Raw genomic sequence first — 24,752 nt, forward strand, 5'->3', positions numbered from 1 at the left:
ATTGAACGATGAGCGAGCCACGCCTGACTGACCGTGCTTTGTACCTGCGACGCCTGGGCTTCGATGCGCCTCCGGCACCCACCCTGGATACCTTGCGCCAATTGCAGTTGCGCCATACGGGCGTTTTCCCGTTTGAAAACCTCACCACGCTATCTGGCGAGCCGGTGCTGATCGACTTGCCATCCATCGAGCAGAAAGTCCTGCATGACGCTCGTGGCGGTTACTGCTACGAACTCAACAACCTGTTTCTGGCCTTGCTTCAAGAGCTGGGTTTCGACGCTCGCGCCATCAGCGGCCGGGTGGTGATGGGCCAGCCGGAGGGTGCCTGGACTGCCCGTACCCATCGCCTGAGCCTGGTCATCATCGACGACGTGCGCTACATCACCGACGTCGGTTTCGGCGGCATGGTGCCGACCGCGCCACTGCTGCTCGACTCCCGCGCCGAACAACTCACCCCGCACGAGCCGTATCGCATCGACCTGCACGTCGACGGCTTTACCCTGCGCGCCAACGTCGCGGGCGAATGGCGAGCGATGTACATCTTCGACCTGCAGCGCCAGGAAGATATCGATTTCGCAGTCGGTAACTGGTACGTCTCGACCCACCCCGACTCATCTTTCGTCAGGCAGTTGATGGTGGCGCGCACCGGGGAAGGGTGGCGCCGTACGCTCAACAACGGCAGTTTCGCGATCCACCGGATTGGCCAGGACAGCGAGCGGCGGCAGGTGGCGGATGTGCAGGAATTGATTGGCTTGCTGGACCGCGAGTTCGGCATCCGCGTACCGCAACAGGCGCAATTGGCGCGGACGCTGGAGCGATTGATTGCATCGCCGCAATAGCGGGCTGATCGTAGACATCTGACTGATCGGCCCTTTGTGTTTCAGGGCCGAACACCCGGCTCCATTACCCGTTGAATTTCGCGCAAGGCCTCTGCCAGTTTCTGCTCCAGGCCCTTGAGCTCGGCAGGGGTGAGGGTTGGTTTCAGTTTTGCGCTCTTGCCTTCGTTGAGCAGAGCCCGGCGCAGCGTATTGTTGATCGCCGTCTGGTAGCCATACCCCTCGCGTTCTGCCAGGGCTCGGGCGGCTTCGATGACAGCATCATCGAGCATGATGGTAATGCGGGTCTTGCCTTTGGCGGGCGCCACGGCCCCGCGCCTGGCGTCACTGAAGTCGTATTCGTCTTTCATCGGTCATGCCTCCAGATACTGACGGCGCTCGCTTTTGGTGGCGATGCGCGCGGAAATGATTCAAACGAAATTCGGATCGCGGTAGGTGTGCGCGACGACCAGCAAGCGGCCTCTGGCATCCAGCCCCATGGTGATCCAGCGTTGCTCATCATGGTGGTTGTCCTCAATGGTCAGCGCTCGTTCGTCATGGAACACCGGTTCGGTCTCAGCGAGGCTGATGCCTTGGTGCTTGAGTTTGTTGGCTGCGTTCTTGGCCTTGTGGAACTGAATTTCGAATGGCTTCATTATGCATACTTTATATGTATAAAAAAGAGGCGGGCCTTACCGATGGTCGCCAGGAATTCGAAAGACTAGTCAGCACCGGGGGGTGGACAGCGAGGGATGTATTTCAAGGTTTATAGGAGGGCTACGCTTGTGGGTGGCAGGGGGAATGGACGTGTATCCATTTTGTGACTGATAAGTTGTATACAACTCTATAGACATTTGTCCTGAATATTGAATACAGTGTGCGCATAACAAAAACCAGGGAACCCCCTAACATGAAAACGCCCCATGTTTCACACCAACGGCCCGAGGACGAAAACCTAGGGATCGGCGCGAATATGGCTTATGGCCTGCAACATGTTCTGACCATGTATGGCGGTATCGTCGCGGTGCCATTGATTATCGGCCAGGCGGCCGGGCTGTCACCGGCGGACATCGGTTTGTTGATTGCTGCTTCATTGTTTGCGGGGGGGCTGGCAACGCTGCTGCAAACCCTGGGTTTACCGTTTTTTGGTTGTCAATTACCGCTGGTACAGGGTGTGTCCTTCTCCGGCGTCGCGACCATGGTGGCGATTGTCAGCAGTGGCGGGGAGGGCGGGTTTCAATCGGTGCTGGGCGCGGTGATAGCGGCGTCTCTGATCGGATTGCTGATAACCCCTGTGTTCTCACGTATCACCAAGTTCTTCCCGCCGCTGGTGACCGGCATCGTGATTACCACCATCGGCCTGACGCTGATGCCGGTAGCCGCGCGCTGGGCCATGGGCGGCAACAGTCACGCGCCGGACTTCGGCAGCATGGCGAACATCGGTCTGGCGGCGGTGACGCTGGTACTGGTGCTGCTGCTGAGCAAAGTCGGCAGTGCGACTATCTCCCGTCTGTCGATTCTGCTGGCCATGGTCGTCGGCACGATCATCGCGGTGTTCCTCGGCATGGCTGACTTCTCGTCCGTAACCCAGGGCCCGATGTTCGGCTTCCCTACGCCGTTCCACTTTGGCATGCCGACTTTCCACTTCGCTGCGATCCTGTCGATGTGCATCGTGGTGATGGTGACGCTGGTGGAAACCTCGGCGGATATTCTGGCGGTCGGTGAGATCATCGGCACCAAGGTTGACTCCAAGCGCTTGGGCAACGGTCTGCGTGCCGACATGCTGTCGAGCATGTTCGCGCCGATCTTCGGTTCCTTCACCCAAAGCGCCTTCGCCCAAAACGTCGGGCTGGTGGCCGTTACCGGCATCAAGAGCCGCTATGTGGTGGCCACTGGCGGTCTGTTCCTGGTGCTCCTCGGCCTGCTGCCGTTCATGGGTCGGGTCATTGCCGCCGTGCCGACGTCGGTGCTGGGTGGCGCCGGCATCGTGCTGTTCGGCACCGTTGCGGCCAGTGGCATTCGGACCTTGTCCAAGGTCGACTACCGCAACAACGTCAATCTGATCATCGTCGCGACCTCCATCGGCTTCGGCATGATCCCGATTGCTGCGCCGAGCTTCTATGACCACTTCCCGAGCTGGTTCGCGACCATTTTCCACTCGGGCATCAGCTCGTCGGCGATCATGGCAATCGTGCTGAACCTGACCTTCAACCATCTCACCGCCGGTAACTCCGATCAGCAATCGGTGTTTGCGGCGGGTACCGAGCGGGTGCTGCGTTATCAGGATCTGGCGGCGTTGCGCGAAGGGGACTACTTCAGCGACGGTAAGCTGCACGATTGCGACGGCAAGGAAATTCCGGTGCAGGAATCGGAGCACGGCGTGGCAGAGCCACGGGCGGCGCACGCGAAAAGCAGTGAACATGTCTGACGTTCACGGCGAGTGAAAAGGGCCGATCTGTCGAATAGACAGATCGGCTTTTTGCTTTTCAGTAGATGGCTTTTCAATCGGCCACAAAAAAGCCCCTGAGTCTTTCGATTCAGGGGCTTTTCGATGTTGCTGTCTGGCTCCACGACCTGGACTCGAACCAGGGACCCAGTGATTAACAGTCACTTGCTCTACCAACTGAGCTATCGCGGAATGGCGCCTATGTTACTGATTCAAAAAGAGAAGTCAAGCATCGAATAGCAAATTGACGGATTCATGGGGACGGGCGGTGGTTTAGCGGTCATTGGCGGTTACCAGAATCACACCAGAGGTCTACCATGGCCGCCCGGAAGTGGTGTCACGCGCTGCCGGCCATTCCGCCGAAAAGGTACGCGCCATGAATCATTTGAAACTTACACCTCGGCATTGCGGGGTGCACCCATGAGTGTCTCTCAGATCAGCCTGCCCAAAGGTGTCGCCCCGCATGCCGAAAAGCTGTTCGACGCAATCACTCAGGCCGACACCGCAGAAGCATTGAACCGTGCGGGCGGCAAGGCTGAAGGCTTCGTCCTGGGGTTGGAAAGCACCAAGGCGATCAAGAGTCAGGTCGCCGAATCGCTTTATGTCGCCTATGACGATGCGGCCAGTCAGCGTGCGAGTGAGCTGGCTTAACCGCCGAAGGTAATCGTGCCAAGCATCAGTTTGGCATACAGCATCGTGGCACCCAGCTGCACCAGCCACAGGGCCAGGCCGCCGAGGAATACACCGGCAGCGACTTGCATTACCAGGTTGTTGCCGCGTTTTGTCGGGGGGCGGGGGATGAAGTGATCCAGGTCATCCAGGTCATCGCGGTCGGCCCGCAGGTCATCGTTTTTCATAAAGGGGTTCTCGCAGAATACTCAGGCAGACATAAAACCTGTAGGAGCCGGCTTGCCGGCGAAGAACCAATGGCATTCATGTTGGCCGATAGACCGCCATCGCCGGCAAGCCGGCTCCTACAGGGTAGATGTGTGCAGTCTAGAGGGCTGGGTCGGTGCTTTGAAAATTATCTGAAGCAAATAAAAAACGGGAAGCCCAAAGGCTTCCCGTTTTTTCAGGTCAAGGCTCAATCAGATGACTTGGACGATAGCGTCCGTCACAACCTGAATGTTGCTCTGGTTCAGCGCGGCCACGCAGATGCGGCCGGTGTCCAGGGCGTAGATGCCGAACTCGTTGCGCAGGCGGTGAACCTGCTCAACGCTCAAGCCTGAGTAGGAGAACATGCCGCACTGACGACCGACGAAGCTGAAATCGCGCTGAGGCGCTTTTTGTGCCAGCAGGTCGACCATCTGGGTACGCATGCCACGAATGCGCAGGCGCATTTCGGCCAGTTCGGCTTCCCACTGGGCGCGCAGTTCCGGGCTGTTCAGCACCGCCGCGACGACGCTGGCACCGTGGGTCGGCGGGTTGGAGTAGTTGGTGCGGATCACGCGTTTGACTTGCGAGAGCACGCGCGCGCTTTCTTCTTTCGACTCGCTGACGATCGACAGGGCACCTACGCGCTCGCCGTACAGCGAGAACGATTTGGAGAACGAGCTGGAGGCGAAGAAGGTCAGGCCCGACTCGGCGAACAGGCGCACGGCAGCGGCGTCTTCGTCGATGCCATCGCCGAAACCTTGATACGCCATGTCGAGGAATGGCACGTGGCCTTTGGCTTTAACGACTTCCAGGACGTTTTTCCAGTCCGCCGGGCTCAGGTCCACGCCGGTCGGGTTGTGGCAGCAGGCATGCAGCACAATGATCGAGCCGTTTGGCAGCGCGTTCAGGTCTTCCAGCATGCCGGTACGATTCACGTCGTGGGTCGCGGCGTCGTAGTAGCGGTAGTTTTGCACCGGGAAACCGGCGGTTTCGAACAGGGCGCGGTGGTTTTCCCAGCTTGGGTCGCTGATTGCCACAACGGCGTTCGGCAGCAGTTGCTTGAGGAAATCGGCACCGATTTTCAGAGCGCCAGTACCGCCAACGGCCTGGGTGGTGATGACGCGGCCAGCGGCAAGCAGTGGCGAATCATTGCCGAACAGCAGCTTTTGCACGGCCTGGTCGTAGGCGGCGATGCCGTCGATAGGCAGGTAGCCGCGGGAAACGTGTTGAGCGGCGCGAATCGTTTCGGCTTCGACAACGGCGCGCAGGAGTGGAATTCGCCCCTCCTCGTTGCAGTAAACACCGACTCCCAGGTTGACTTTGTTGGTACGGGTATCGGCGTTGAATGCTTCGTTGAGGCCCAGGATTGGATCGCGTGGTGCCATTTCGACAGCGGAGAACAGGCTCATTATTGCGGCGGCTCTGAATGGAGAGTGGAGGGACGTGTCGCGCTCCAGCCGAATGCACTAGAGCGGTGCACAAACGGGGAGCTAGTATAGAGGCCATCCGCGATCAATGGCGACAGGCGATTCGGCTTTTAAGGTAAGTTTTTCCGATTATTTTTCGACCGTTAGTCGATTGACGTCGTCAAAGGCTTTACGTGTTGTAGGACGTTTGCCTTGAAAGCGCTGGCAATCGGCTCCACATTGAGCACAATCCAGTTTTTTCTTCGGGCGACATCGGTCGTTTGCGGTCTTTCTCGTTCGTGCCGGTTTTACCGGCAAGAGTGATCCAGAGGTTTTTCATGTCTGAATTCCAGCTAGTCACCCGTTTCGAGCCCGCCGGCGATCAGCCGGAAGCCATCCGCCTGATGGTCGAGGGCATCGAGGCCGGGCTGGCGCACCAGACGCTGCTCGGTGTGACCGGTTCGGGCAAGACGTTCAGTATCGCCAACGTCATCGCTCAGGTGCAGCGCCCAACCCTGGTGCTGGCGCCGAACAAGACCCTGGCGGCGCAGTTGTACGGTGAGTTCAAGGCGTTCTTCCCGAACAACGCGGTGGAATATTTCGTTTCCTACTACGACTACTACCAGCCTGAAGCCTACGTACCGTCCTCGGATACCTTCATCGAGAAAGATGCCTCGATCAACGACCACATCGAACAGATGCGATTGTCTGCGACCAAGGCATTGCTTGAGCGCAAGGACGCGATCATCGTCACCACGGTGTCCTGCATCTACGGCCTGGGCAGCCCGGAAACCTATTTGAAGATGGTATTGCACGTGGATCGCGGCGACCGGCTCGATCAGCGTGAATTGCTGCGACGCCTGGCCGACCTGCAATACACCCGCAACGACATGGATTTCGCCCGCGCGACCTTCCGCGTGCGAGGCGATGTGATCGATATCCACCCGGCGGAATCCGATTTCGAGGCGATCCGCATCGAGCTCTTCGACGATGAAGTGGAAAGCTTGTCGGCGTTCGATCCACTGACCGGTGAAGTCATCCGCAAATTGCCGCGCTTCACCTTCTACCCGAAAAGCCACTACGTGACGCCACGGGAAACCCTGATGGGCGCGGTCGAAGGCATCAAGGTTGAGCTGAAGGAGCGCCTGGAATACCTGCGCTCCAACAACAAGCTGGTGGAAGCCCAGCGCCTGGAGCAGCGCACCCGTTTCGACCTGGAGATGATCCTCGAGCTGGGCTACTGCAACGGCATCGAAAACTACTCGCGCTATCTGTCCGGCCGCGAAGCTGGCGCACCGCCACCAACGCTGTATGACTATCTGCCGCCGGATGCCTTGTTGGTGATCGACGAGTCCCACGTCAGCGTGCCGCAGGTTGGCGCCATGTACAAAGGCGACCGCTCGCGTAAAGAGACGTTGGTCGAGTACGGTTTTCGTCTACCGTCGGCGCTGGACAACCGGCCGATGCGTTTCGATGAGTGGGAAAGCATCAGCCCGCAGACCATTTTTGTCTCGGCGACCCCCGGCAACTATGAAGCTGAGCACGCCGGGCGCGTCATTGACATGGTGGTGCGTCCGACCGGGCTGGTGGATCCACAAATCGAAATCCGCCCGGCACTGACCCAGGTCGACGATTTGCTGTCGGAAATCACCAAGCGCGTCGCTCTGGAAGAGCGGGTGCTGGTCACCACGCTGACCAAGCGCATGGCCGAAGACTTGACTGACTATCTGGCGGATCACGGCGTGCGCGTGCGCTACCTGCACTCGGACATCGACACCGTGGAGCGGGTCGAGATCATCCGCGATCTGCGCCTCGGTACTTTCGATGTGCTGGTGGGGATCAACCTGCTGCGCGAAGGCCTGGACATGCCGGAAGTGTCGCTGGTGGCGATCCTCGATGCCGACAAGGAAGGCTTCCTGCGTTCCGAGCGCTCGCTGATCCAGACCATCGGCCGGGCGGCGCGTAACCTCAATGGCCGGGCGATTCTGTATGCCGATCGCATCACTGGCTCCATGGAGCGCGCGATCGGTGAAACCGAGCGTCGTCGTGACAAGCAAATCGCGTTCAACCTGGCCAACGGCATCACGCCAAAAGGCGTGTTCAAGGACGTTGCCGACATCATGGAAGGCGCCACCGTGCCCGGTTCGCGCAGCAAGAAGCGCAAAGGCATGGCCAAGGCCGCCGAGGAAAATGCCAAGTACGAGGCCGAATTGCGCTCACCGAGCGAGATCAGCAAGCGGATTCGTGCGTTGGAAGAGAAGATGTACCAGCTCGCTCGCGATCTGGAGTTCGAAGCGGCGGCGCAGATGCGCGACGAGATTGCCAAGTTGCGTGAGCGCCTTCTGACGGTCTGAACTTAAAATGCGGTCCCTGTGGCGAGGGGGCTTGCCCCCGTTGGGTCGCGAAGCGGCCCTAAAACCTACCGCTGCGTTGTGTCAGTTGTACATTGTTAGCAGGTTTTACGACTGCTGCGCAGTCGAGCGGGGCGGTGCGGCGATCCGACAAGTCCCCTCGCCACAATGTTGTGGATGACTCGATATCAATGCGCCTCACCCGCCTTCAACCCCACCGGCAACTTCCTGGTCAGCAACACCGCCAGCATGCTGATCCCCAGCGCAATTCCGACAAAATGAAACGCATCGTTGTAGGCCATGATCGACGCCTGTTGGTGAGCAATCTCGCTGAGTTTGCCCAATGCCGCTGTTTCGTTGCCCAGCCGATCGGTCAGCGAGGCGATGCGTTCGGCCACCTGCGGATTGCTCGGCACGATGGATTCGCGCAGGTAGTCAAAGTAAACCTTGGTCCGCGCATCCAGCAGCGTGGCGAGCAGGGCGATGCCGATGGCACCGCCGAGATTGCGCAGGATGTTGAACAGGCTCGACGCCGATCCCGCATCCTGAGGCAGGATATAGGAGGTGGCGATCAGCGAGATGGTCACCATGATCAGCGGTTGTCCCAGGGCGCGGATGATCTGGATCTGGTTGAACTGCGGCCCGGCAAAGTCCGGGTTCAGCACCCCTGAAGAGAAACTCGCCAACCCGAACAACCCGAATCCCAGGGTGCACAGCCATTTCGGCGAGATGAACTTCATCAGCTTGGGCACCAGCGGAATCAGAAACAGCTGCGGCACGCCCATCCACATGATCACTTCACCAATCTGCAAAGCGTTGTAGTTCTGGATCTGCGCCAGGTACAGCGGCAACAGATAGATCGAACCGTACAACCCGACCCCCATCCCGACGCTGGAAATACTGGATAACCCGAAGTTGCGGTTGCCAAGGATGCCGAGATTGATCAGCGGATTGGGCTTGGAAAACTGCACGATCACAAAGGTGATCAGGCTCACCAGCGCGATGCTGCCCAGGGTCACGATCAGGTTCGACTCCAGCCAGTCCTTGCGGTGGCCTTCCTCCAGAAACACTTGCAAGCAGCCGAGCCCGACGCCGAGGGTGAGAATACCGGCGTAGTCGGTGCTTTTGAGCAACTCCCAGTGCGCTTCTTTTTTCTCCAGGCCGTACATCAGGCCGGCGATCATGATCAGCCCGGGCGGGATGTTGATGTAGAAGATGTACTCCCAGCCCCAGTTTTCCGTCAGCCAGCCGCCGAGTGTCGGGCCGATGGAGGGGGCGAAGGTGGCAGTCATGGCAAACATGGCCATGCCCTTGGCGCGATGGTGTTCCGGCAGTTTGATCAGGGTCAGGGTGAACGCCAGCGGAATCAGTGCGCCACCGGTAAACCCTTGCAGGGCGCGGAACACGATCATGCTCTCCAGGCTCCACGCCATGGAGCAGAGCAGGGACGCGGCGAGGAATCCGAGGGACACCCACACGGCCAGGCGCCGTGCCGAAAGCAACTGCACCAGCCAGGCGGTGAGGGGGATCATGATGATTTCCGCCACCAGGTACGAGGTGGAAATCCACGAGCCTTCTTCCAGGGTTGCCGACAGCGCGCCCTGGATATCCTTGAGCGAGGAGTTGGTGATCTGGATGTCGAGCACCGCCATGAAGGCACCGAGCATCACGCTCATCACCGCGATCCAGTCGCGCCGGGTCGGTTCGCCGACCGGGCGGATCAGTTGATCACCGGCCATCGTCAGCGGCGTCTTTGCTGCTCAATTTAGTGGTGGCACCGTCAGGGGCGTCCTTGATGTTCACCTTGGCGGTTACCGACATGCCCGGGCGGATCTTGCCGCGCAGCGGGTTGTCGGCGGCGAATGTCAGTTTTACCGGAATCCGCTGCACGACTTTGGTGAAGTTGCCGGTGGCATTGTCCGGCGGCAACAGGCTGAACTGTGCGCCTGAGGCGGCGAACAGGCTGTCGACCCGGGCTTCGATGGGTGTGTCGCCGTAGGCGTCGAAGGTCAGCTCGGCTTTCTGCCCGGGTTGCATGTGGCCGATCTGGGTCTCCTTGAAGTTGGCCTGAATCCAGATGTCTTCATCGGGCACGATCGACAGCAGGTAAGCGCCGGCCTGTACGTATTGGCCTTCGCGGGCCGCACGCTGGCCGATCAGGCCGCTGATGGGGGCGTGGATTTCGCTGCGGGTCAGGTTCAGTTCGGCCTGGGCGAGGTCGGTTCTGGCATTGGCGATCTGCGCATCCAGGCGCTTTATTTCGGCGGTCAGCGCGTTGACTTGCTGGCGCTGGCCCTGGGCATCCGCCTGGGCCCTGGCCAGTTGCGAACGGGCAATGTGGTTGTCGGCGGAGAGGGTGGTTACCCGTTCTTCCGAGACATAACCTGGCTTGCGCAAGGTCTCGGCGCGGGTCAAATCAATCTGCGAACGGCCCAGGCTAGCCTGACTGGACGCTACTTGCGCTTCGCTGGCGGCAATCAGGCTGGCCTGCTGGGTCAGTTTGCTCTGGGCTTGCAGGCGTTCGGCCTCGCGGGTGGCGAGGGTTGCGTTGGCGCGGTCGACAGCGAGGTGGAAGTCGTCGCCTTCGAGTTTGATCAGCAACTGGCCCTTCTCGACATGCTGGTTGTCCTGCACCAGCACCTGATCGATGCGCGCACCCAGTTGGCTCGACACACGGGTGATCTCGCCCTGGACATAAGCGTTGTCGGTGCTTTCATAAAACCGCCCCTTGAAAAACCAATGGGCAAACAGGCCCCCGGCAATCAGCAGGACGATCAACAGGAAAATGGACAGGCGACGCTTGAGTTGGGCAGGCATGGGGCAAACTGTAGTCGAGAAATTGTAAGGGAAGGTATCAGCAGGCAAATCTGGCATACAGCCGATAAACGGTAAATGCCATCGGTTGATATTCGCCCATTCACCACCTCATACGGGTGTTCCAGACGCAACCTTGGCTTAAATGCCCTGCTCACTGGAGCGGGGCGGGTGTCGCCTGTTACCATTCCGCTCTTGTTTGATGTTCTGTTTGAACTTCGCTTTTTATTCTTTTCGAGACATGCCATGACCACCGTCCGCACTCGCATCGCGCCATCGCCTACCGGGGACCCCCACGTAGGTACCGCCTACATCGCCTTGTTCAACTACTGCTTTGCCAAGCAGCACGGCGGTGAGTTCATCCTGCGGATCGAAGACACCGATCAACTGCGTTCGACCCGCGAGTCCGAACAGCAGATCTTCGACGCGCTGCGCTGGCTGGGGATCGACTGGAGCGAAGGTCCGGATGTCGGCGGCCCGCACGGTCCATACCGTCAAAGCGAGCGCGGTGACATTTACCAGAAGTACTGCCAGCAACTGGTCGACATGGGCCATGCCTTCCCGTGCTTCTGCACCGCCGAAGAGCTGGACCAGATGCGCGCCGAGCAGATGGCCCGTGGCGAAACCCCGCGCTACGACGGCCGCGCACTGTTGCTGTCCAAGGAAGAAGTCGCCCGTCGCCTCGCCGCTGGCGAACCGCACGTGATCCGCATGAAGGTGCCGAGCGAAGGCGTCTGCGTGGTGCCGGACATGCTGCGCGGCGACGTCGAGATCCCGTGGGACCGCATGGACATGCAAGTCCTGATGAAGACCGACGGCCTGCCGACGTACTTCCTGGCCAACGTGGTCGACGATCACCTGATGGGCATCACCCACGTATTGCGCGGCGAAGAGTGGCTGCCATCGGCACCGAAGCTGATCCTGCTTTACGAATACTTCGGCTGGGAACAACCGGAGCTGTGCTACATGCCGCTGCTGCGTAACCCGGACAAGAGCAAGCTGTCCAAGCGCAAGAACCCGACCTCGGTGACGTTCTACGAGCGCATGGGCTTCATGCCTGAAGCGATGCTCAACTACCTGGGCCGCATGGGCTGGTCGATGCCGGACGAGCGCGAGAAGTTCTCGTTGCAGGAAATGGTCGACAATTTCGATCTCAAGCGCGTGTCCCTCGGCGGGCCGATCTTCGACATCGAGAAGCTGTCGTGGCTCAACGGCCAGTGGCTGCGTGACCTGCCGGTGGAAGAGTTCGCCGCGCGCGTGCAGAAGTGGGCGTTCAATTCCGAATACATGATGAAGATCGCGCCGCACGTGCAGGGCCGGGTCGAAACCTTCAGCCAGGTTGCACCGCTGGCCGGGTTCTTCTTTGCCGGTGGCGTGAATCCGGATGCCAAGCTGTTCGAATCCAAGAAGCTGTCGGGTGATCAGGTTCGTCAGTTGATGCAGTTGATCCTGTGGAAGCTCGAAAGCCTGCGTCAGTGGGAGAAGGACAGCATTACCGCGACCATCCAGGCCGTGGTCGAGTCCCTTGAGCTGAAGCTGCGTGACGCCATGCCGCTGATGTTCGCCGCGATCACGGGCCAGGCCAGTTCGGTATCGGTGCTCGATGCGATGGAAATCCTTGGGCCGGACCTGACCCGTTTCCGTCTGCGCCAGGCGATCGACCTGCTGGGCGGTGTGTCGAAGAAAGAAAACAAAGAATGGGAAAAGCTGTTGGGCGCTATCGCCTGACACGCTTGATGAGGGACTGATGGCCATTGTGTGTGCCCGTCGTTGGGCGCGCAGTGGTCCTCAGACCCCGATTTTTCGGGGCGAGGGTGGTAAGTGATTGTTATGTCGGCAAAAAATTTTAAATTTTTTGAAAAATAAGTTTGACAGGCTTTCGATACGCCCTTAAGATTCGCCCCGTCCTCAGCGATGACATCAACGATGAGGGGCTATAGCTCAGCTGGGAGAGCGCTTGCATGGCATGCAAGAGGTCGACGGTTCGATCCCGTCTAGCTCCACCAATTTACACTTAAAGGTCTGGCCACACCGGCCTTGAAGCGATCAACACTCAGCGTTGATCAGTTGTATAGAAGGGTTTGCGTCCCCTTCGTCTAGTGGCCTAGGACACCGCCCTTTCACGGCGGTAACAGGGGTTCGAGTCCCCTAGGGGACGCCAGTTTTACAGAAGCGATGTTGCAAGATGTCGCTCCGCCGCGAGGCGAAAAATCCGGGGCTATAGCTCAGCTGGGAGAGCGCCTGCATGGCATGCAGGAGGTCAGCGGTTCGATCCCGCTTAGCTCCACCAATTTACAGTTCAAGGTCTGGCCACACCGGCCTTGAATCGATCAGCTCTCAGCACTGATCAGTTGTATAGAAGGGTTTGTGTCCCCTTCGTCTAGTGGCCTAGGACACCGCCCTTTCACGGCGGTAACAGGGGTTCGAGTCCCCTAGGGGACGCCACGATTACCCGCTCTGCGGGATTTTATAAGGGTCATTCAATTATTGAATGGCCCTTTTGTTTGTCTGGCGTTTGGCCAAATTCCTCCATTTCCAAAAAAACTGTTCTTCAGACCAGCGGTCACACCCATGACTTGCTAAAATTTATTATGAGAATAATATTTCAATCGTAATATTCGGAGGCAACGATGAACGATAAAAAAGCTCAGACCCGCGAACGCATCCTCAAGGCTGCCAGCGCCGCGCTGATTCAGCGCGGCCCGGCCGAGCCAAGCGTGGGCGAAGTGATGGGCGCGGCGGGCCTGACCGTCGGCGGCTTCTACGCACACTTCGAAAGCAAGGACGCGATGATGCTCGAAGCGTTCAAGCAATTGCTCGGTCATCGGCGCGACCTGATTGCCGATATGGACGCGCAATTGACCGGCGAGGAGCGTCGCGCGCTGGTGGCGGCGTTTTACCTGTCGCGCAAGCACCGTGATTCCTCCGAATCGGCGTGCCCGATCCCGGCTTCGGTCGGCGAATTGGGGCGGCTGCCGGACGCGTTTCGTGTCGCGCTGAATGAGCATGTGGAAATGATGGTCGCGCAGTTGGCGTCCAGTCCTGAAGAAACCGATAAAGCCCTGGCCGATATGGCCTTGATGGTGGGTGGATTGGCTCTGGCGCGGGCGCTGGGGCCGGGAGAATTGTCCGATCGATTACTGCGCGCCGCCAAATCGGCAGTGCGTTGACCTGAAGGCTGCGGCCTGAGGAGAATGCGATGAGCGCGTTAAAGTGGGTTCGTGGCGTTAATGGCACCTTGGGCTGGTTTGCCCCGAAACTGGTCGCTAGCAAAATGCGACTGGCCTTCATGACACCGCGGGATCTGCCGCCCCGTGACTGGGAGCTACCGCTGTTGGCGAGGTCCGAGCGGATCACCTTGCGCTTCGGCCTCTCGGCGTTGCGTTGGGGCCAGGGCCCGGCAGTGTTGCTGATGCACGGTTGGGAAGGGCGGCCAACGCAGTTTGCCAGCCTGATCACGGCATTGGTCGATGCCGGTTACTCCGTGGTCGCCCTCGACGGTCCGGCTCATGGCCGCTCGCCGGGCAGCGAGGCGAATGTGGTGCTCTTCGCGCGGGCCATGCTCGAAGCCGCCGCCGAATTGCCGCCACTGCAAGCGGTCATCGGCCATTCCATGGGGGGTGCCAGCGCCATGCTTGCGGTGCAGTTGGGCCTGCGCACGGAAACCCTGGTCACCATCGCCGCCCCGGCGCGGATTCTTGGTGTGTTGCGTGGGTTCGCCCGCTATGTCGGGCTGCCACCCAAAGCCCGTTCAGCGTTCATACGTCAGGTCGAGAAAGACGTCGGCATGCGCGCCTCGACGCTGGATGTCGCTCACTATCAGCTCGATATGCCCGGCCTGGTCGTCCACGCCGAAGATGACAACATGGTGTCGGTCAAAGAGTCTCAGCTGATCCACGAGTCCTGGTTCGACAGTCGTTTGTTGCGCCTGCAAGAAGGCGGGCATCAGCGGGTGCTGGCTGACCCCAGGGTGATTGATGGCGTGTTATCACTGCTGTCCGGTCGCCGACTGCAATCGCGCCAATCAGCCTGAGCTTCCGTTACACTGCCCCGGTCAAATCGAGATGACCGGGAGTGGGGCATGGGCTGGGATCGGGAAACGCCATTTATCATTGATCTGCAAGTGGATGCCGAGGACATTGACGGGTTGGGGCACGCGAACAACGCGGTCTACGTGACCTGGCTCGAACGCTGTGCCTGGCGCCACTCCCAACGCCTTGGCCTGGATCTGGTCGAATATCGGCGACTGGACCGGGCGATGGCGGTGGTACGTCACGAAATCGACTACCTGGCAGCGGCCTACGAAGGCGATGAGTTGCAATTGGCGACCTGGATCGTCGATTGGGACCAGCGTCTGAGAATGACCCGGCACTTCCAGTTGATCCGCCCCAGCGACAATGCAACGTTGCTGCGCGCGCAAACCACGTTCGTCTGCATCGAGCTGTCTTCCGGCAAGCCCAAGCGCATGCCGGCGGAGTTCATCGAGGGTTATGGCCCGGCTTTGCTATCGCTCTAACCAATGTAGGAGCGAGCTCGCTCGCGAAAAACCTGAGACCGCCGCGGGGCGTCAGGCTGGTCGCGTTAACGTTGACGACAATCGCGAGCAAGCTCGCTCCTACAGGGGATCTGCGATGTTCTGCAGATTTTCTCTGAACCCAGTAAACTGCCGCACGTTTTTCCTCGAGTGTGTTTTTCATGCAAATTGCTTTGGCGCCCATGGAGGGGTTGGTCGACGACATCCTGCGCGATGTGCTGACCCGCGTGGGTGGTATTGACTGGTGCGTGACCGAGTTCATTCGGGTCAACGACCAGTTGCTGACACCTGCCTATTTCCACAAGTTCGGCCCGGAGTTGCTCAACGGTGCCCGGACGGCCTCCGGCGTGCCGCTGCGTGTGCAACTGCTCGGTTCCGATCCGGTGTGCCTGGCAGAAAATGCTGCGCTGGCTTGCGAGCTGGGTTCCGAGGTGATCGACCTTAACTTCGGCTGTCCGGCCAAGACCGTCAACAAATCCCGGGGTGGCGCGGTCCTGCTCAAGGAGCCCGAGCTGCTCAACCAGATCGTCGAGCACGTCCGTCGTGCCGTCCCCGCGCACATTCCAGTCACCGCCAAGATGCGTCTGGGCTTCGACAGCCCGGACGGTTCGCTGGTGTGTGCCACGGCCCTGGCCGAAGGCGGCGCCGAGCACATCGTGGTGCACGCACGGACCAAGGTCGACGGCTACAAGCCGCCGGCGCACTGGGAGTGGATTCCGCGGGTACAGGCCGTGGTCAAGGTGCCGGTGTTCGCCAATGGGGATATCTGGAGCGTCGAAGACTGGCGTCGTTGCCGCGAGATCAGCGGCGTCGAAGACATCATGCTCGGTCGTGGCCTGGTTTCGCGCCCCGATCTGGCCAAGCAGATCGCCGCTGCCCGGGCGGGTGAAGAGGTCGTGGAGATGACCTGGAGCGAGCTGCTGCCACTGATCCAGGACTTCTGGTTACAGGCCAAGGCGCAGATGACACCACGCCAGTCGCCGGGCCGTCTGAAGCAATGGCTGGCGATGTTGACCCGCAATTATCCCGAGGCGGTAGAGCTCTTCACCGTCCTGCGTCGTGAGACCGAGTTGGACAATGTCTCGCGTTTGTTGGGGCTGTCGGTGGCGGAAGCGGCCTGAAGCTTTTTCAAAAAAAGCAGAAAGTAATCTCTTGAAATGCAATCAGCGATCCCTATCTAAGGGGTACGCGATGCCGAATTCGGGTCGCGGAGACAAAAACCTTGCTGATTGTTTTCAGGAGATTTGAATCATGACTACTGCATTTTCCCTGGCCCCACTGTTCCGTTCCTCGGTAGGTTTCGACCGTTTCAACGACCTGTTCGAAACCGCCCTGCGCAATGAGCCAGGCAGCACCTACCCGCCTTACAACGTGGAAAAACACGGTGACGATCAATACCGTATCGTCGTAGCCGCCGCCGGTTTCCAGGAAGATGACCTGGAACTGCAAGTCGAGAAGGGTGTGCTGACCATCAGTGGTGGCAAACGTGATGCCAACGAAGGCGTGACCTTCCTGCACCAGGGCATTGCCCAGCGTGCATTCAAGCTGTCCTTCCGTCTGGCCGATCACATCGAGATCAAGGCTGCTGGCCTGAGCAACGGTCTGTTGAGCATCGACCTGCTGCGGGTGATTCCGGAAGAGGCGAAAGCCAAGCGCATCCCGATCAACGGGGTGCAAAAACCGGCTCTGCAACACTGAGTCGAGCCTGATGCCGGGTGTTGTGATTGATCAAACGGCCGGCTAAAACAAAAAGACCCCGACTTGTCGGGGTCTTTTTTTTGACGTTTCTTCATTTTCGACCGGGACGCGGTCTCCTGTAGGAGCTGGCTTGCCAGCGATGGTCGTCAACGAAAACGCGTGTGAGCTGGATAAACGCGGCGCACTGGAGTCCATCGCCGGCAAGCCGGCTCCTACAGGTGAAGGTCAACGCGGTCCCTTGTAGGAGCTGGCTTGCCAGCGATGGTCGTCAACGAAAACGCGTGTGAACCGGATAAACGCGGTGTACTTGAATCCATCGCCGGCAAGCCGGCTCCTACAGGTGAAGGTCAACGCGGTCCCTTGTAGGAGCTGGCTTGCCAGCGATGGTCGTTAACGAAAACGCGTGTGAGCCGGATAAACGCGGCGCACTGGAGTCCATCGCCGGCAAGCCGGCTCCTACAGGTGAAGGTCAACGCGGTCCCTTGTAGGAGATTCTATGTTTGGGGGGAACCCCCAAGCATAGAATTAGGCTTGTATTCACTTTGGTTTTTCATCAACGCGAACATCACTCTGGCCAGCTTGCGTGCCAGGATAACCAAGGCTTGAGTACCTTTTAGGCCTCTGGCCAGATAACTCTCGTAGTACGGTTTCCAGATCGGCGAACGGCTGGCGGCCATGGCGCTGTTGTGAAACAGGCGCCGGAACTCCGAGTCTCCTCGCTTGGAGAGTCGACGCCTTTGATCCTTTTGTCCTGACTGCCTCACCCGCGGATCCATGCCGAGGAAGGCCACGTATTCGTCGCTGTTAGCAAATTTTCCACGCAAAAACGCTGTGGCCGCTGCTGTGGCTGTCAGGAGCCCGACACCCTCGACGGCCTGGCAGCGCTTCACCTGATCCTGCATCCCGGCGTCCTCAGCAATCTCCTTGAGTGTTTTCTGAATCGTTTTTTCGAACTGGGCAATGGCGGCCAAAAGCTGCTTGAACTGTTCTTTGAGCAGGGGTTCGTTTTTCCAGCTTTGCTTGAGTGCGACACAGCCCCGGACCAACTGAGCCCGGCGACGAAGCAGGCTTTTGAGTTGGGTGTAAGCCTTCGGCGGAGGACTCCAGATCCTCAGTCTGTCGGACTCCCTGCTCAAGTAACGCGCCAGCAATTCGGCATCCAAGGCATCTGTTTTCGCCCTCATGCCTATTCCGTCGCGGTATTTGTTGAGGCGACAGCCATCGATGACATAAACGTCATGGCCCATTTCATGGGCTATTTCCGTTGTATCAAGGTGATAGATATTGGTCGCTTCAAGCGCGATAGCGCTGTTCGCAGGTAGCGTCTTGAGCCATTGCTTCAGGGCTGATCGCTTGTTCGCGACATTTCGGGTTCGTTCCAGGTCGGATCGATAGATAACAATCTCGTCCTTCGCCACATCCACACCAACGACCACCTGAGAATCAAGGATTGTCATGGCCCACCCTCCGAGCTAGGGTTTAAAGACTTGTTGGGGTTCACCGTTGCGCTGGCTTGTTTCTATCGTCGGTCCGAGCCGATGCATTCCTTATCGGCGCATTAGGTGAAGGGGTGGGACGAAGTCTCCCACGGTCTGTACTGGTCAGAGTCAGATGACGAGCTTTAGTCCCACCCACCCCTTCAAGTCTAAACATACAAGCTGGCTTGCCAGCGATGGTCGTCAACGAAAACGCGTGTGAACCGGATAAACGCGGCGCACTGGAGTCCATCGCCGGCAAGCCGGCTCCTACAGGTGAAGGTCAACGCGGTCCCTTGTAGGAGCTGGCTTGCCAGCGATGGTCGTTAACGACAACGCGTGTGAGCTGGATAAACGCGGCGCACTGGAGTCCATCGCCGGCAAGCCGGCTCCTACAGATGTTGCGTTATTGGTGCTTCCCGGGATGGCGTGAAGCGTTCAAGTCCAGCCGTAGCGCACCAGGTGAAAGAAGATCGGCGCAGCAAAACACACCGAGTCCAGCCGGTCGAGCATGCCACCATGGCCTTCGATCATGTGCCCCCAATCCTTCACGCCACGATCGCGTTTGATCGCCGACATCACGATACCGCCAGCGAACCCCAGCAAGTTGATCAGCAAGGCGATGAACAGTGACTGCCAGGCGGTGAACGGCGTGATCCACCACAAAGCGCAGCCGATCAGCGAGGCCAGCAGAATGCCACCGACAAAGCCTTCCACTGTTTTCGACGGCGACAGTTTCGGTGCGATCTTGCGTTTGCCGAACAGCTTGCCGCACACGTACTGCAGCACATCCGACATCTGCACCACGATCACCAGATAGGCGATCAACAGCAGATTTCGACCTTCATAGCCGGCGATGTCCAGGGTCAGCAGTGCGGGTACGTGGGACACGCAGAACACCGCGATCATCAGGCCCCATTGGACCTTCGAGGCACGCTCGAGAAAGTGCGTGCTGTCGCCGCCCAGGGAAGCCAGGATCGGCAGCAGCAAAAACACGTAGACCGGGATAAAGATGGAAAACAGCCCGTACCAATCGTAGTAAATCAACAGGTACTGCAGCGGTAGCGCCAGGTAGAAAGCTGCCACCAGGGCCGGGTAGTCACTGCGGCGGGTCGGCGTGAGGGTCATGAATTCGCGCAGGGCGTAGAACGACACCATGTAGAACAGCAGGATCACCGCAGTGGTGCCGAGCCAGAAGGCTATCCCGATCACCAGCACCATCACCCACCAGGCGTTGATCCGGGCGTTGAGGTTGTCGATCACCGGGTTGGGGATGCCCTGGGTGCGTCGTTTGAGTACGAAACCGATCAGCGAGGCCAAAAGCAGAAACGCGCCAATACCGGCAAACAACATCAAGGTCTGTCTGTCCATGTCAGGCATGCTCCCCGGCCAGGTTCAGCAGCGCTTCGCGACTGCGCTCGAGAAACTGCGCCTTGCTTTCAGCTTCGTCCAGGGCCAGCGCGGCGCCAAAGCTGATGGTGCATAACAGCGGCAGCGGCAGCACGCGCCCCTTGGGCATGACTCGGTTGAGGTTGGCGATCCACACCGGAATCAATTGCGCCTGGGGGTACTGCTTCGCCAGGTGATACAGCCCGCTTTTGAAAGGCAGCAGGCCGTCTTCGGGATTGCGCGTGCCTTCGGGGAAGATAATCAGCGAATCGCCGTTTGCCAGGGCATCGAGCATCGGCTGCAAGGGATTGTCGGCATTGTCCTTGCGCTCCCGGTCAATCAGCACACCATTGAACACCCGGTTGATGATGTACCGGCGCAGGGGGCTTTTCAGCCAGTAATCGGCGCCGGCGACCGGTCGGGTGATGTCGCGCAAGGCCGGCGGCAACGACGCCCACAGCAGCACGAAATCGCCGTGGCTGCTGTGGTTGGCGAAATAGATGCGCTGCACTGCTTGCGGCGCGCAACCGAGCCACAGGCTGCGGGCGCCGGTAAGGAGGCGCGCGGCAGAGGTGATGAGGGTGGCAACCACGGGTTCCAGCATGAGAACTCCTTATCCCGCTACGGCCAGCCAGGGGCCGGCGAAGATGAAAACCAGGGTCAACAGAACTTGCGCCGCCACCAGCAATGCCTGGCGGCGCAACAGCGTCAGAGCGCCGGCAATACGTTGGTTCCAGGGGCGGTCGGAGCGATCGGCGGGCTGTAGATTCAGCGCGGTCAGGGCTTGATCCAGGGCCTGGGTGCGCTCGTCGAGATTTGCAGCCCTTTGGGCAAGGTGCTGGAACAGATCGGCATCGAAAGCAACCCGCACCGCCCAGTATTTCTGCCACAGGCCGAGCACCAGCAGCCCGCTGCCGCAGGTCACGCCCCAGACCCCCGGGTTGCTCAGGACGAATTGACTGAGGCCGAGCAAGGCGCCCAACAGGGTGAGCCCGGTGGACAGCCGATCCAGCGAGTCGCCACGACGCAACAGACTGGCTGTCACCTGCAGTTGCATATCAATGGACAATGCTGCTCTCCATGCGGGTCGCTACCTGCTGCAGGGCTTTTCGGTGACGGGGGCCCAGCACTATTCCTGGACGTGCGCACTGGATCAACTGGATGGCGTCATCGACGCTCGTGGCCCGCCCGGTCTTCAGCAGCCAGGCGGCCACCGCGGTGGCGCTGCGCGAATAGCCCAGGGCACAGCAGACCAGCAACGGCCCTTGCTGACGCAGGTTTTCGATGGCCAGCGCCGCTTCCTCGCATTGCGCGGCGTCAAGTGTCGTAAGGTCCAGGACCGGCAGTGAACGGTAGGCAATGGAACCAGGGTTGAGCGAGAGTTCGGCACACAGGTCGAACACTGCAGCAAAGGCACTGTTCTCGAGTTCCCGCCGAGTCGGTATGCGCCCGAGCCAGACGTTGTCGAGTACCCGGTCGGGATCTGGATTCTTGCGGGTCCATAGGCGCGAGTTGAGCCAGGCGGCGGCCAGATAGGGGGCCAGTAGCCAGCGGGCGGCGGCTGAAAGGCACCCATTGGCGCGCTTCTGAAAGCCGTCCGCGTCCAGCACGGCGTAATTGAACGCCACCAGCAGCAGCGCCAGCGCCGGCCAGAGCAGCCACAGCCAGATGCCCCCCGAGGCAAAAGCCGGGACAGTGAAAGCGGTCGCCCCCAGCAGGTAATACAGCGCCAGTTTCCAGCGTTTCCCCCGGGGTGCCAGATGCGCGGTTTGCAGGAGGGAGCGGCCCTCCAGCGGCCATAGCCAGACACACAGCCAGCCGAGCATCGCACCGGTGGGCAGGTCGATGAAGTGGTGCTGGTAAGTGGTCAGTACCGAGATCCCGATCAGGGCGAACCAGCCATGCATCGCCATGCGCCAGATGCCCTGCAAGTGTCGCTGATAGCAGGCCCAGAGGATCACCAGCAAGGCGATGTGCAGCGATGGCGCTTGATTGAACGGTTTGTCAAAGCCGGCGAGAACGTCGAACAACCAGCCAAATACGCCATCCAGTTCCGGTCGGGCGAAAGTGAAGCGCAGCGGCCAGATCAGAAAACAACTGACGGCAATCACCTGCGCGGTCAGCAGGCGCAAGGCATGGCGTTTCAGTTCTTCGCGGCTGCGCGGCAGCAGCAGGGACAAGCCGTACAGCAGGTCGATGGACCAATACGGGACAATGGTCCAGGCCCAGAATGGCATGTGGCTTTCCCAGCCGAACACCAGGCTGCCGACATCGCCGCGCTGGGTGGTGACCCAGGTGGCGAAACCGTAGGTGCCGAAAAACAGCGGCGCCAGCAGCAATAGCCAGAGCACCGCCGATTTGCGCAGGCCAGGCTCGCGTGCCGCCGTTGCAGTGAGCTGCATCACGACACCCGTTGCGCGAGGGCCACGCTGAAGATGCCCCACTCATCGACGCGCAAGTCGATTCTGCGAAAGCCGGCGGCCTCCACCAGTTGGTCCATTTCCGCCTGGGTGCGCCGGCGCATGACCCAGGCTTGGCCTTCGCGGTGGCTGGTCAGGGCGCGGGCAATCAGTTCCAGCTGCGGGTGCCAGGGTTGACCGGTATAGACCAGATAGCCACCGGGTTCGACGGCGTCGGCCAGCCCGGCGAGGGAGGCGCCGACCATTTGATTGTCGGCGAATAACTCGTACAAACCGGATACCACCGCCAGGGTTGGCTTGGGGGCCAGTGCGGCCAGATCGGCGTGGTCGAAGGCATCGCCCTTGACGAATCGAGCGATCCCTTCCAGGCCTTTTTCGCGGATCAGCGCACTGCCGTCGCGCACATTGATGTCGCTGTAGTCGCGCAACAGAATCGACTCGGGCAGCGGGCTGACGCCCTGCAAGGCTTCGAGAATGTAGCGCCCGTGTCCGGCGGCGATGTCAACGATGCGCACTTCGTGTCCTCGGTCGCGCAATTGCTGCATGGCCAGGCGCAGCAATTCCTCGACGTGCAGTTTGCGTTGGCGAATGCCGCGCCAACCGATGGAATCCAGGTAATTGCGGTCGATCAGGCGGCCGAGACCGGATGTGCCGGTGGGCGTATTGCGATAGACGTAGTCCAGGGTGCTGCCGGAGTCGAAGCCGGTGTCGAACCCCAGCTTGATCCCCGACGACAGCTGACTGCCCAGGCGCATGCTGGCGCGGGTCATGCGCCAGTACAGATCGCGCAGGGAGTTGCGCGGCAGCGGCGCGGCCAGCGATTCGGACTCGGCGCAGGTCAGGCCCAGGCGATCGGCGGCCAGTAGGGAAGGGCGGGCGTTCGGTTGGGCGAAGTTTTGCAGGATGAAGCGGCGTGCGCTGGCGACCGCGGGCCCGCGATGTTTTTCACCCAGGGTGTCGTGGAAGAACCCCGGCAGCACATGTTTTTCCTTGTGCAGGCTGCCCAGGCGATCGAAGAACTGTTCCTGAGGATGGCGATGCACGACGAAATCGGCGCCGGAGATCAGCAACTGAACGGGTATCTGAATCGCCTGCGCATCAGCCACGACCCGTTCGGCGGCTTCGTAGAGGCCGAGCAAGACATTCACTGAAATGGCTTTGGTGATCAGCGGGTCATTGTCGTAGCTGGCGACGCGTTGCGGGTCATGACTCAGAAACCGCGCCTTGACGTAGCTGTTGACGAAAAAGTTGCCGCGCCACTGGCGCAGCAGTGACAGCCCCTGGCGGGCGAAGGGTACATAGAGCTTGACCTTGAACGCCGGCGACGCCAGCACCAGCGAGCGTATGCGTGGCGCGTAATCGTGGGCCCAGGTGGCGACGATCACCGCGCCGACGCTCTGGGCGATCACCGCGAGATTTTCCTCGTCTATCTGGTAAGTCGTCTTCAGGTGCTCGCAGAAGGTCTGCACGTCGCGCACGCTGGTGGCAAAGCCCGGGCTGTCGCCACGGGCGCCCGGCGAGAGGCCATGGCCCCGGGCATCCCAGGCAAAGAAGTCGTAGCCGGGCAGGTCCAGTTCATCCACCAGATGGGCAATGCGTCCCGAGTGCTCATGGCCGCGATGAAACAGCAGCACAGCCTTGCGCGCCTCGTCTGGGGCAGGGTTGCCTGGCCAATATCGGTAGAACAGTTCCACGCCATCATGGGTGGTGAATGTCTGCTGGCGAGCTTCGCGCATTGCCAATTCCTTAGGCTGAAGAGCCGTCTTGTTGTACTTCCTTGAGGCCCTGGCGGACCCGGTTTACCAGTGTGCAGAGCAACAGCACCGCGATGATCGCGAACACGCCATTGATCCACAGGGCGCTGATCCAGCCCAGTGCGATGCCGGCGGCCACGACTCCCAGCACGAAGGCCCGGTCACTCTTGCCCATGGGCCCGTCATAGCGTCGCGAGGCACCGACCATGGGCCCCAGCACGCCGCTGTACTCGGTGAACAAGGCAAGCAGCGTCACCAACAGCACCAGCCACGGGCTGACATCCGGTAACAGGGCGAAAGGCAGGATCAGCGCACAGTCGGCGGCGATATCGCAAAGTTCATTGAGGTAGGCGCCCAGGCGCGACTGTTGGCCGAATTCCCGAGCCAACATGCCATCGATGGCGTTGAGCGCCATGCGCACGATCATCCAGACCGGTACCAGCACAAATACCCAGGGGTGATGCGCGAAACCGGCGATCACCGCGCCCACCAGCACCGAACCAATGCCCGCCAGCACCGTGATCTGGTTGGCCGTGGTGCCGTTGTCGAACAAGCGTCGGACCAAGGGGCGCAGGAGGTTTTGGAAGGCGGGTTTGATCTGGTAGATGCTGGGCACGTTGATGGATCTCAATCAGTGGCAGAGGGGGGGCGTGATTGAGTGTAGATGGCATCTTGCGAGGTCGGGGTAAGGCCCGGCAGCCTCTCGATCGGTGCGGCAGGGTCATTGCTCTTGCAGATCCGGCACGACCTTGAGGGTGTCGTCGACGGTTCTGG

Annotated in this window: 24 protein-coding genes and 5 tRNA genes; 14 read left to right on the forward strand and 15 right to left on the reverse strand. The window is 60.0% G+C overall.

Going from position 1 to position 24,752, the window contains the following annotated elements:
• The first annotated feature begins 8 nt into the window (after window positions 1–8).
• Window positions 9–839: an arylamine N-acetyltransferase family protein gene (locus B0D71_RS12640; RefSeq protein WP_103395053.1), complete on the forward strand. Its 831-nt coding sequence runs from the start codon at window positions 9–11 to the stop codon at window positions 837–839.
• Window positions 840–880: 41 nt separating this feature from the next.
• On the opposite strand, the gene B0D71_RS12645 is transcribed toward B0D71_RS12640, so the two are convergent.
• Window positions 881–1,186 (reverse strand): BrnA antitoxin family protein, encoded by a 306-nt coding sequence (locus tag B0D71_RS12645; protein WP_103395054.1) that lies wholly within the window; start codon window positions 1,184–1,186, stop codon window positions 881–883.
• 60 nt (window positions 1,187–1,246) lie between these two features.
• Window positions 1,247–1,471 (reverse strand): BrnT family toxin, encoded by a 225-nt coding sequence (locus B0D71_RS12650; protein WP_103395055.1) that lies wholly within the window; start codon window positions 1,469–1,471, stop codon window positions 1,247–1,249.
• Window positions 1,472–1,725: 254 nt separating this feature from the next.
• Here B0D71_RS12650 and B0D71_RS12655 point away from each other — a divergent pair, with 254 nt between their 5' ends.
• Window positions 1,726–3,243: a nucleobase:cation symporter-2 family protein gene (locus B0D71_RS12655; RefSeq protein WP_103395056.1), complete on the forward strand. Its 1,518-nt coding sequence runs from the start codon at window positions 1,726–1,728 to the stop codon at window positions 3,241–3,243.
• Window positions 3,244–3,377: 134 nt separating this feature from the next.
• Here the strand turns inward: B0D71_RS12655 and B0D71_RS12660 are convergent.
• Window positions 3,378–3,453, reverse strand: a tRNA-Asn gene (locus B0D71_RS12660).
• Window positions 3,454–3,681: 228 nt separating this feature from the next.
• Between B0D71_RS12660 and B0D71_RS12665 the strand changes: the two genes are divergently transcribed.
• Window positions 3,682–3,912 (forward strand): hypothetical protein, encoded by a 231-nt coding sequence (locus B0D71_RS12665; protein ID WP_103395057.1) that lies wholly within the window; start codon window positions 3,682–3,684, stop codon window positions 3,910–3,912.
• Here B0D71_RS12665 and B0D71_RS12670 read toward each other — a convergent pair.
• The 3 genes from B0D71_RS12670 to B0D71_RS31445 all read right to left on the reverse strand — a co-directional run bounded on the left by B0D71_RS12670 (window position 3,909) and on the right by B0D71_RS31445 (window position 5,883).
• Window positions 3,909–4,118 (reverse strand): hypothetical protein, encoded by a 210-nt coding sequence (locus tag B0D71_RS12670; protein ID WP_103395058.1) that lies wholly within the window; start codon window positions 4,116–4,118, stop codon window positions 3,909–3,911. The genes B0D71_RS12665 and B0D71_RS12670 overlap by 4 nt on opposite strands.
• 231 nt (window positions 4,119–4,349) lie before the next feature.
• Window positions 4,350–5,546: an amino acid aminotransferase gene (locus B0D71_RS12675; protein WP_103395059.1), complete on the reverse strand. Its 1,197-nt coding sequence runs from the start codon at window positions 5,544–5,546 to the stop codon at window positions 4,350–4,352.
• 187 nt (window positions 5,547–5,733) lie between these two features.
• Complete coding sequence (locus tag B0D71_RS31445; protein ID WP_165798710.1) at window positions 5,734–5,883, reverse strand: hypothetical protein; 150 nt, start codon at window positions 5,881–5,883, stop codon at window positions 5,734–5,736.
• On the opposite strand from B0D71_RS31445, the gene uvrB reads away from it, so the two are divergent.
• Window positions 5,882–7,897, forward strand: a complete 2,016-nt coding sequence (uvrB, locus tag B0D71_RS12680; RefSeq protein WP_103395060.1) for an excinuclease ABC subunit UvrB — start codon at window positions 5,882–5,884, stop codon at window positions 7,895–7,897. The two genes, B0D71_RS31445 and uvrB, sit on opposite strands and share 2 nt — an antisense overlap.
• Before the next feature lie 185 nt (window positions 7,898–8,082).
• On the opposite strand, the gene B0D71_RS12685 is transcribed toward uvrB, so the two are convergent.
• Both B0D71_RS12685 and B0D71_RS12690 read right to left on the reverse strand, forming a co-directional pair.
• Window positions 8,083–9,633 (reverse strand): MDR family MFS transporter, encoded by a 1,551-nt coding sequence (locus B0D71_RS12685; RefSeq protein WP_103395061.1) that lies wholly within the window; start codon window positions 9,631–9,633, stop codon window positions 8,083–8,085.
• Entirely contained in the window at window positions 9,623–10,711 is a 1,089-nt protein-coding gene (locus B0D71_RS12690) for an HlyD family secretion protein (RefSeq protein ID WP_103395062.1), read from the reverse strand. Before B0D71_RS12690 ends, B0D71_RS12685 begins: the two co-directional genes overlap by 11 nt.
• Before the next feature lie 243 nt (window positions 10,712–10,954).
• Between B0D71_RS12690 and gltX the strand changes: the two genes are divergently transcribed.
• The 10 genes from gltX to B0D71_RS12740 all read left to right on the forward strand — a co-directional run bounded on the left by gltX (window position 10,955) and on the right by B0D71_RS12740 (window position 16,940).
• The gene (gene gltX / locus B0D71_RS12695) at window positions 10,955–12,436 is read left to right on the forward strand and encodes a glutamate--tRNA ligase (protein WP_007956429.1); all 1,482 of its coding nucleotides are present in this window, start codon (window positions 10,955–10,957) and stop codon (window positions 12,434–12,436) included.
• Window positions 12,437–12,638: 202 nt separating this feature from the next.
• Window positions 12,639–12,714, forward strand: a tRNA-Ala gene (locus tag B0D71_RS12700).
• A 79-nt stretch (window positions 12,715–12,793) separates the two neighbouring features.
• Window positions 12,794–12,869: transfer RNA gene (locus tag B0D71_RS12705), tRNA-Glu, on the forward strand.
• Between the two features lie 53 nt (window positions 12,870–12,922).
• A tRNA-Ala gene (locus tag B0D71_RS12710) sits at window positions 12,923–12,998 on the forward strand.
• Window positions 12,999–13,077: 79 nt separating this feature from the next.
• Window positions 13,078–13,153, forward strand: a tRNA-Glu gene (locus B0D71_RS12715).
• A gap of 185 nt (window positions 13,154–13,338) precedes the next feature.
• The gene (locus tag B0D71_RS12720) at window positions 13,339–13,878 is read left to right on the forward strand and encodes a TetR/AcrR family transcriptional regulator (RefSeq protein WP_103395063.1); all 540 of its coding nucleotides are present in this window, start codon (window positions 13,339–13,341) and stop codon (window positions 13,876–13,878) included.
• 29 nt (window positions 13,879–13,907) lie between these two features.
• Window positions 13,908–14,741, forward strand: coding sequence for an alpha/beta fold hydrolase (locus B0D71_RS12725; protein ID WP_103395064.1), 834 nt, complete (start codon window positions 13,908–13,910; stop codon window positions 14,739–14,741).
• A gap of 48 nt (window positions 14,742–14,789) precedes the next feature.
• Window positions 14,790–15,224, forward strand: coding sequence for an acyl-CoA thioesterase (locus B0D71_RS12730; protein ID WP_103395065.1), 435 nt, complete (start codon window positions 14,790–14,792; stop codon window positions 15,222–15,224).
• Window positions 15,225–15,403: 179 nt separating this feature from the next.
• Entirely contained in the window at window positions 15,404–16,363 is a 960-nt protein-coding gene (locus B0D71_RS12735) for a tRNA dihydrouridine synthase (protein WP_103395066.1), read from the forward strand.
• Window positions 16,364–16,493: 130 nt separating this feature from the next.
• A complete protein-coding gene (locus tag B0D71_RS12740; protein ID WP_103395067.1) occupies window positions 16,494–16,940 on the forward strand; it encodes an Hsp20 family protein in 447 nt (148 codons plus the stop codon).
• Window positions 16,941–17,434: 494 nt separating this feature from the next.
• Here the strand turns inward: B0D71_RS12740 and B0D71_RS12745 are convergent, their stop codons facing one another.
• The 7 genes from B0D71_RS12745 to B0D71_RS12775 all read right to left on the reverse strand — a co-directional run bounded on the left by B0D71_RS12745 (window position 17,435) and on the right by B0D71_RS12775 (window position 24,594).
• Complete coding sequence (locus tag B0D71_RS12745) at window positions 17,435–18,397, reverse strand: IS110 family transposase (RefSeq protein ID WP_103393606.1); 963 nt, start codon at window positions 18,395–18,397, stop codon at window positions 17,435–17,437.
• A 456-nt stretch (window positions 18,398–18,853) separates the two neighbouring features.
• The gene (locus B0D71_RS12750; RefSeq protein ID WP_103395068.1) at window positions 18,854–19,786 is read right to left on the reverse strand and encodes a phosphatidate cytidylyltransferase; all 933 of its coding nucleotides are present in this window, start codon (window positions 19,784–19,786) and stop codon (window positions 18,854–18,856) included.
• A 1-nt stretch (window position 19,787) separates the two neighbouring features.
• Window positions 19,788–20,408 (reverse strand): lysophospholipid acyltransferase family protein, encoded by a 621-nt coding sequence (locus B0D71_RS12755; protein WP_103395069.1) that lies wholly within the window; start codon window positions 20,406–20,408, stop codon window positions 19,788–19,790.
• A gap of 9 nt (window positions 20,409–20,417) precedes the next feature.
• Window positions 20,418–20,873 (reverse strand): hypothetical protein, encoded by a 456-nt coding sequence (locus tag B0D71_RS12760; protein ID WP_103395070.1) that lies wholly within the window; start codon window positions 20,871–20,873, stop codon window positions 20,418–20,420.
• Window positions 20,863–22,206, reverse strand: coding sequence for a phosphatase PAP2/dual specificity phosphatase family protein (locus tag B0D71_RS12765; protein ID WP_103395071.1), 1,344 nt, complete (start codon window positions 22,204–22,206; stop codon window positions 20,863–20,865). Before B0D71_RS12765 ends, B0D71_RS12760 begins: the two co-directional genes overlap by 11 nt.
• Entirely contained in the window at window positions 22,206–23,960 is a 1,755-nt protein-coding gene (locus tag B0D71_RS12770) for a bifunctional alpha/beta hydrolase/class I SAM-dependent methyltransferase (RefSeq protein ID WP_103395072.1), read from the reverse strand. Before B0D71_RS12770 ends, B0D71_RS12765 begins: the two co-directional genes overlap by 1 nt.
• Before the next feature lie 10 nt (window positions 23,961–23,970).
• Window positions 23,971–24,594 (reverse strand): CDP-alcohol phosphatidyltransferase family protein, encoded by a 624-nt coding sequence (locus B0D71_RS12775; RefSeq protein WP_103395073.1) that lies wholly within the window; start codon window positions 24,592–24,594, stop codon window positions 23,971–23,973.
• Window positions 24,595–24,752: the final 158 nt, after the last annotated feature.

The organism is Pseudomonas laurylsulfativorans, assembly GCF_002906155.1.
GTDB lineage: Bacteria > Pseudomonadota > Gammaproteobacteria > Pseudomonadales > Pseudomonadaceae > Aquipseudomonas > Aquipseudomonas laurylsulfativorans.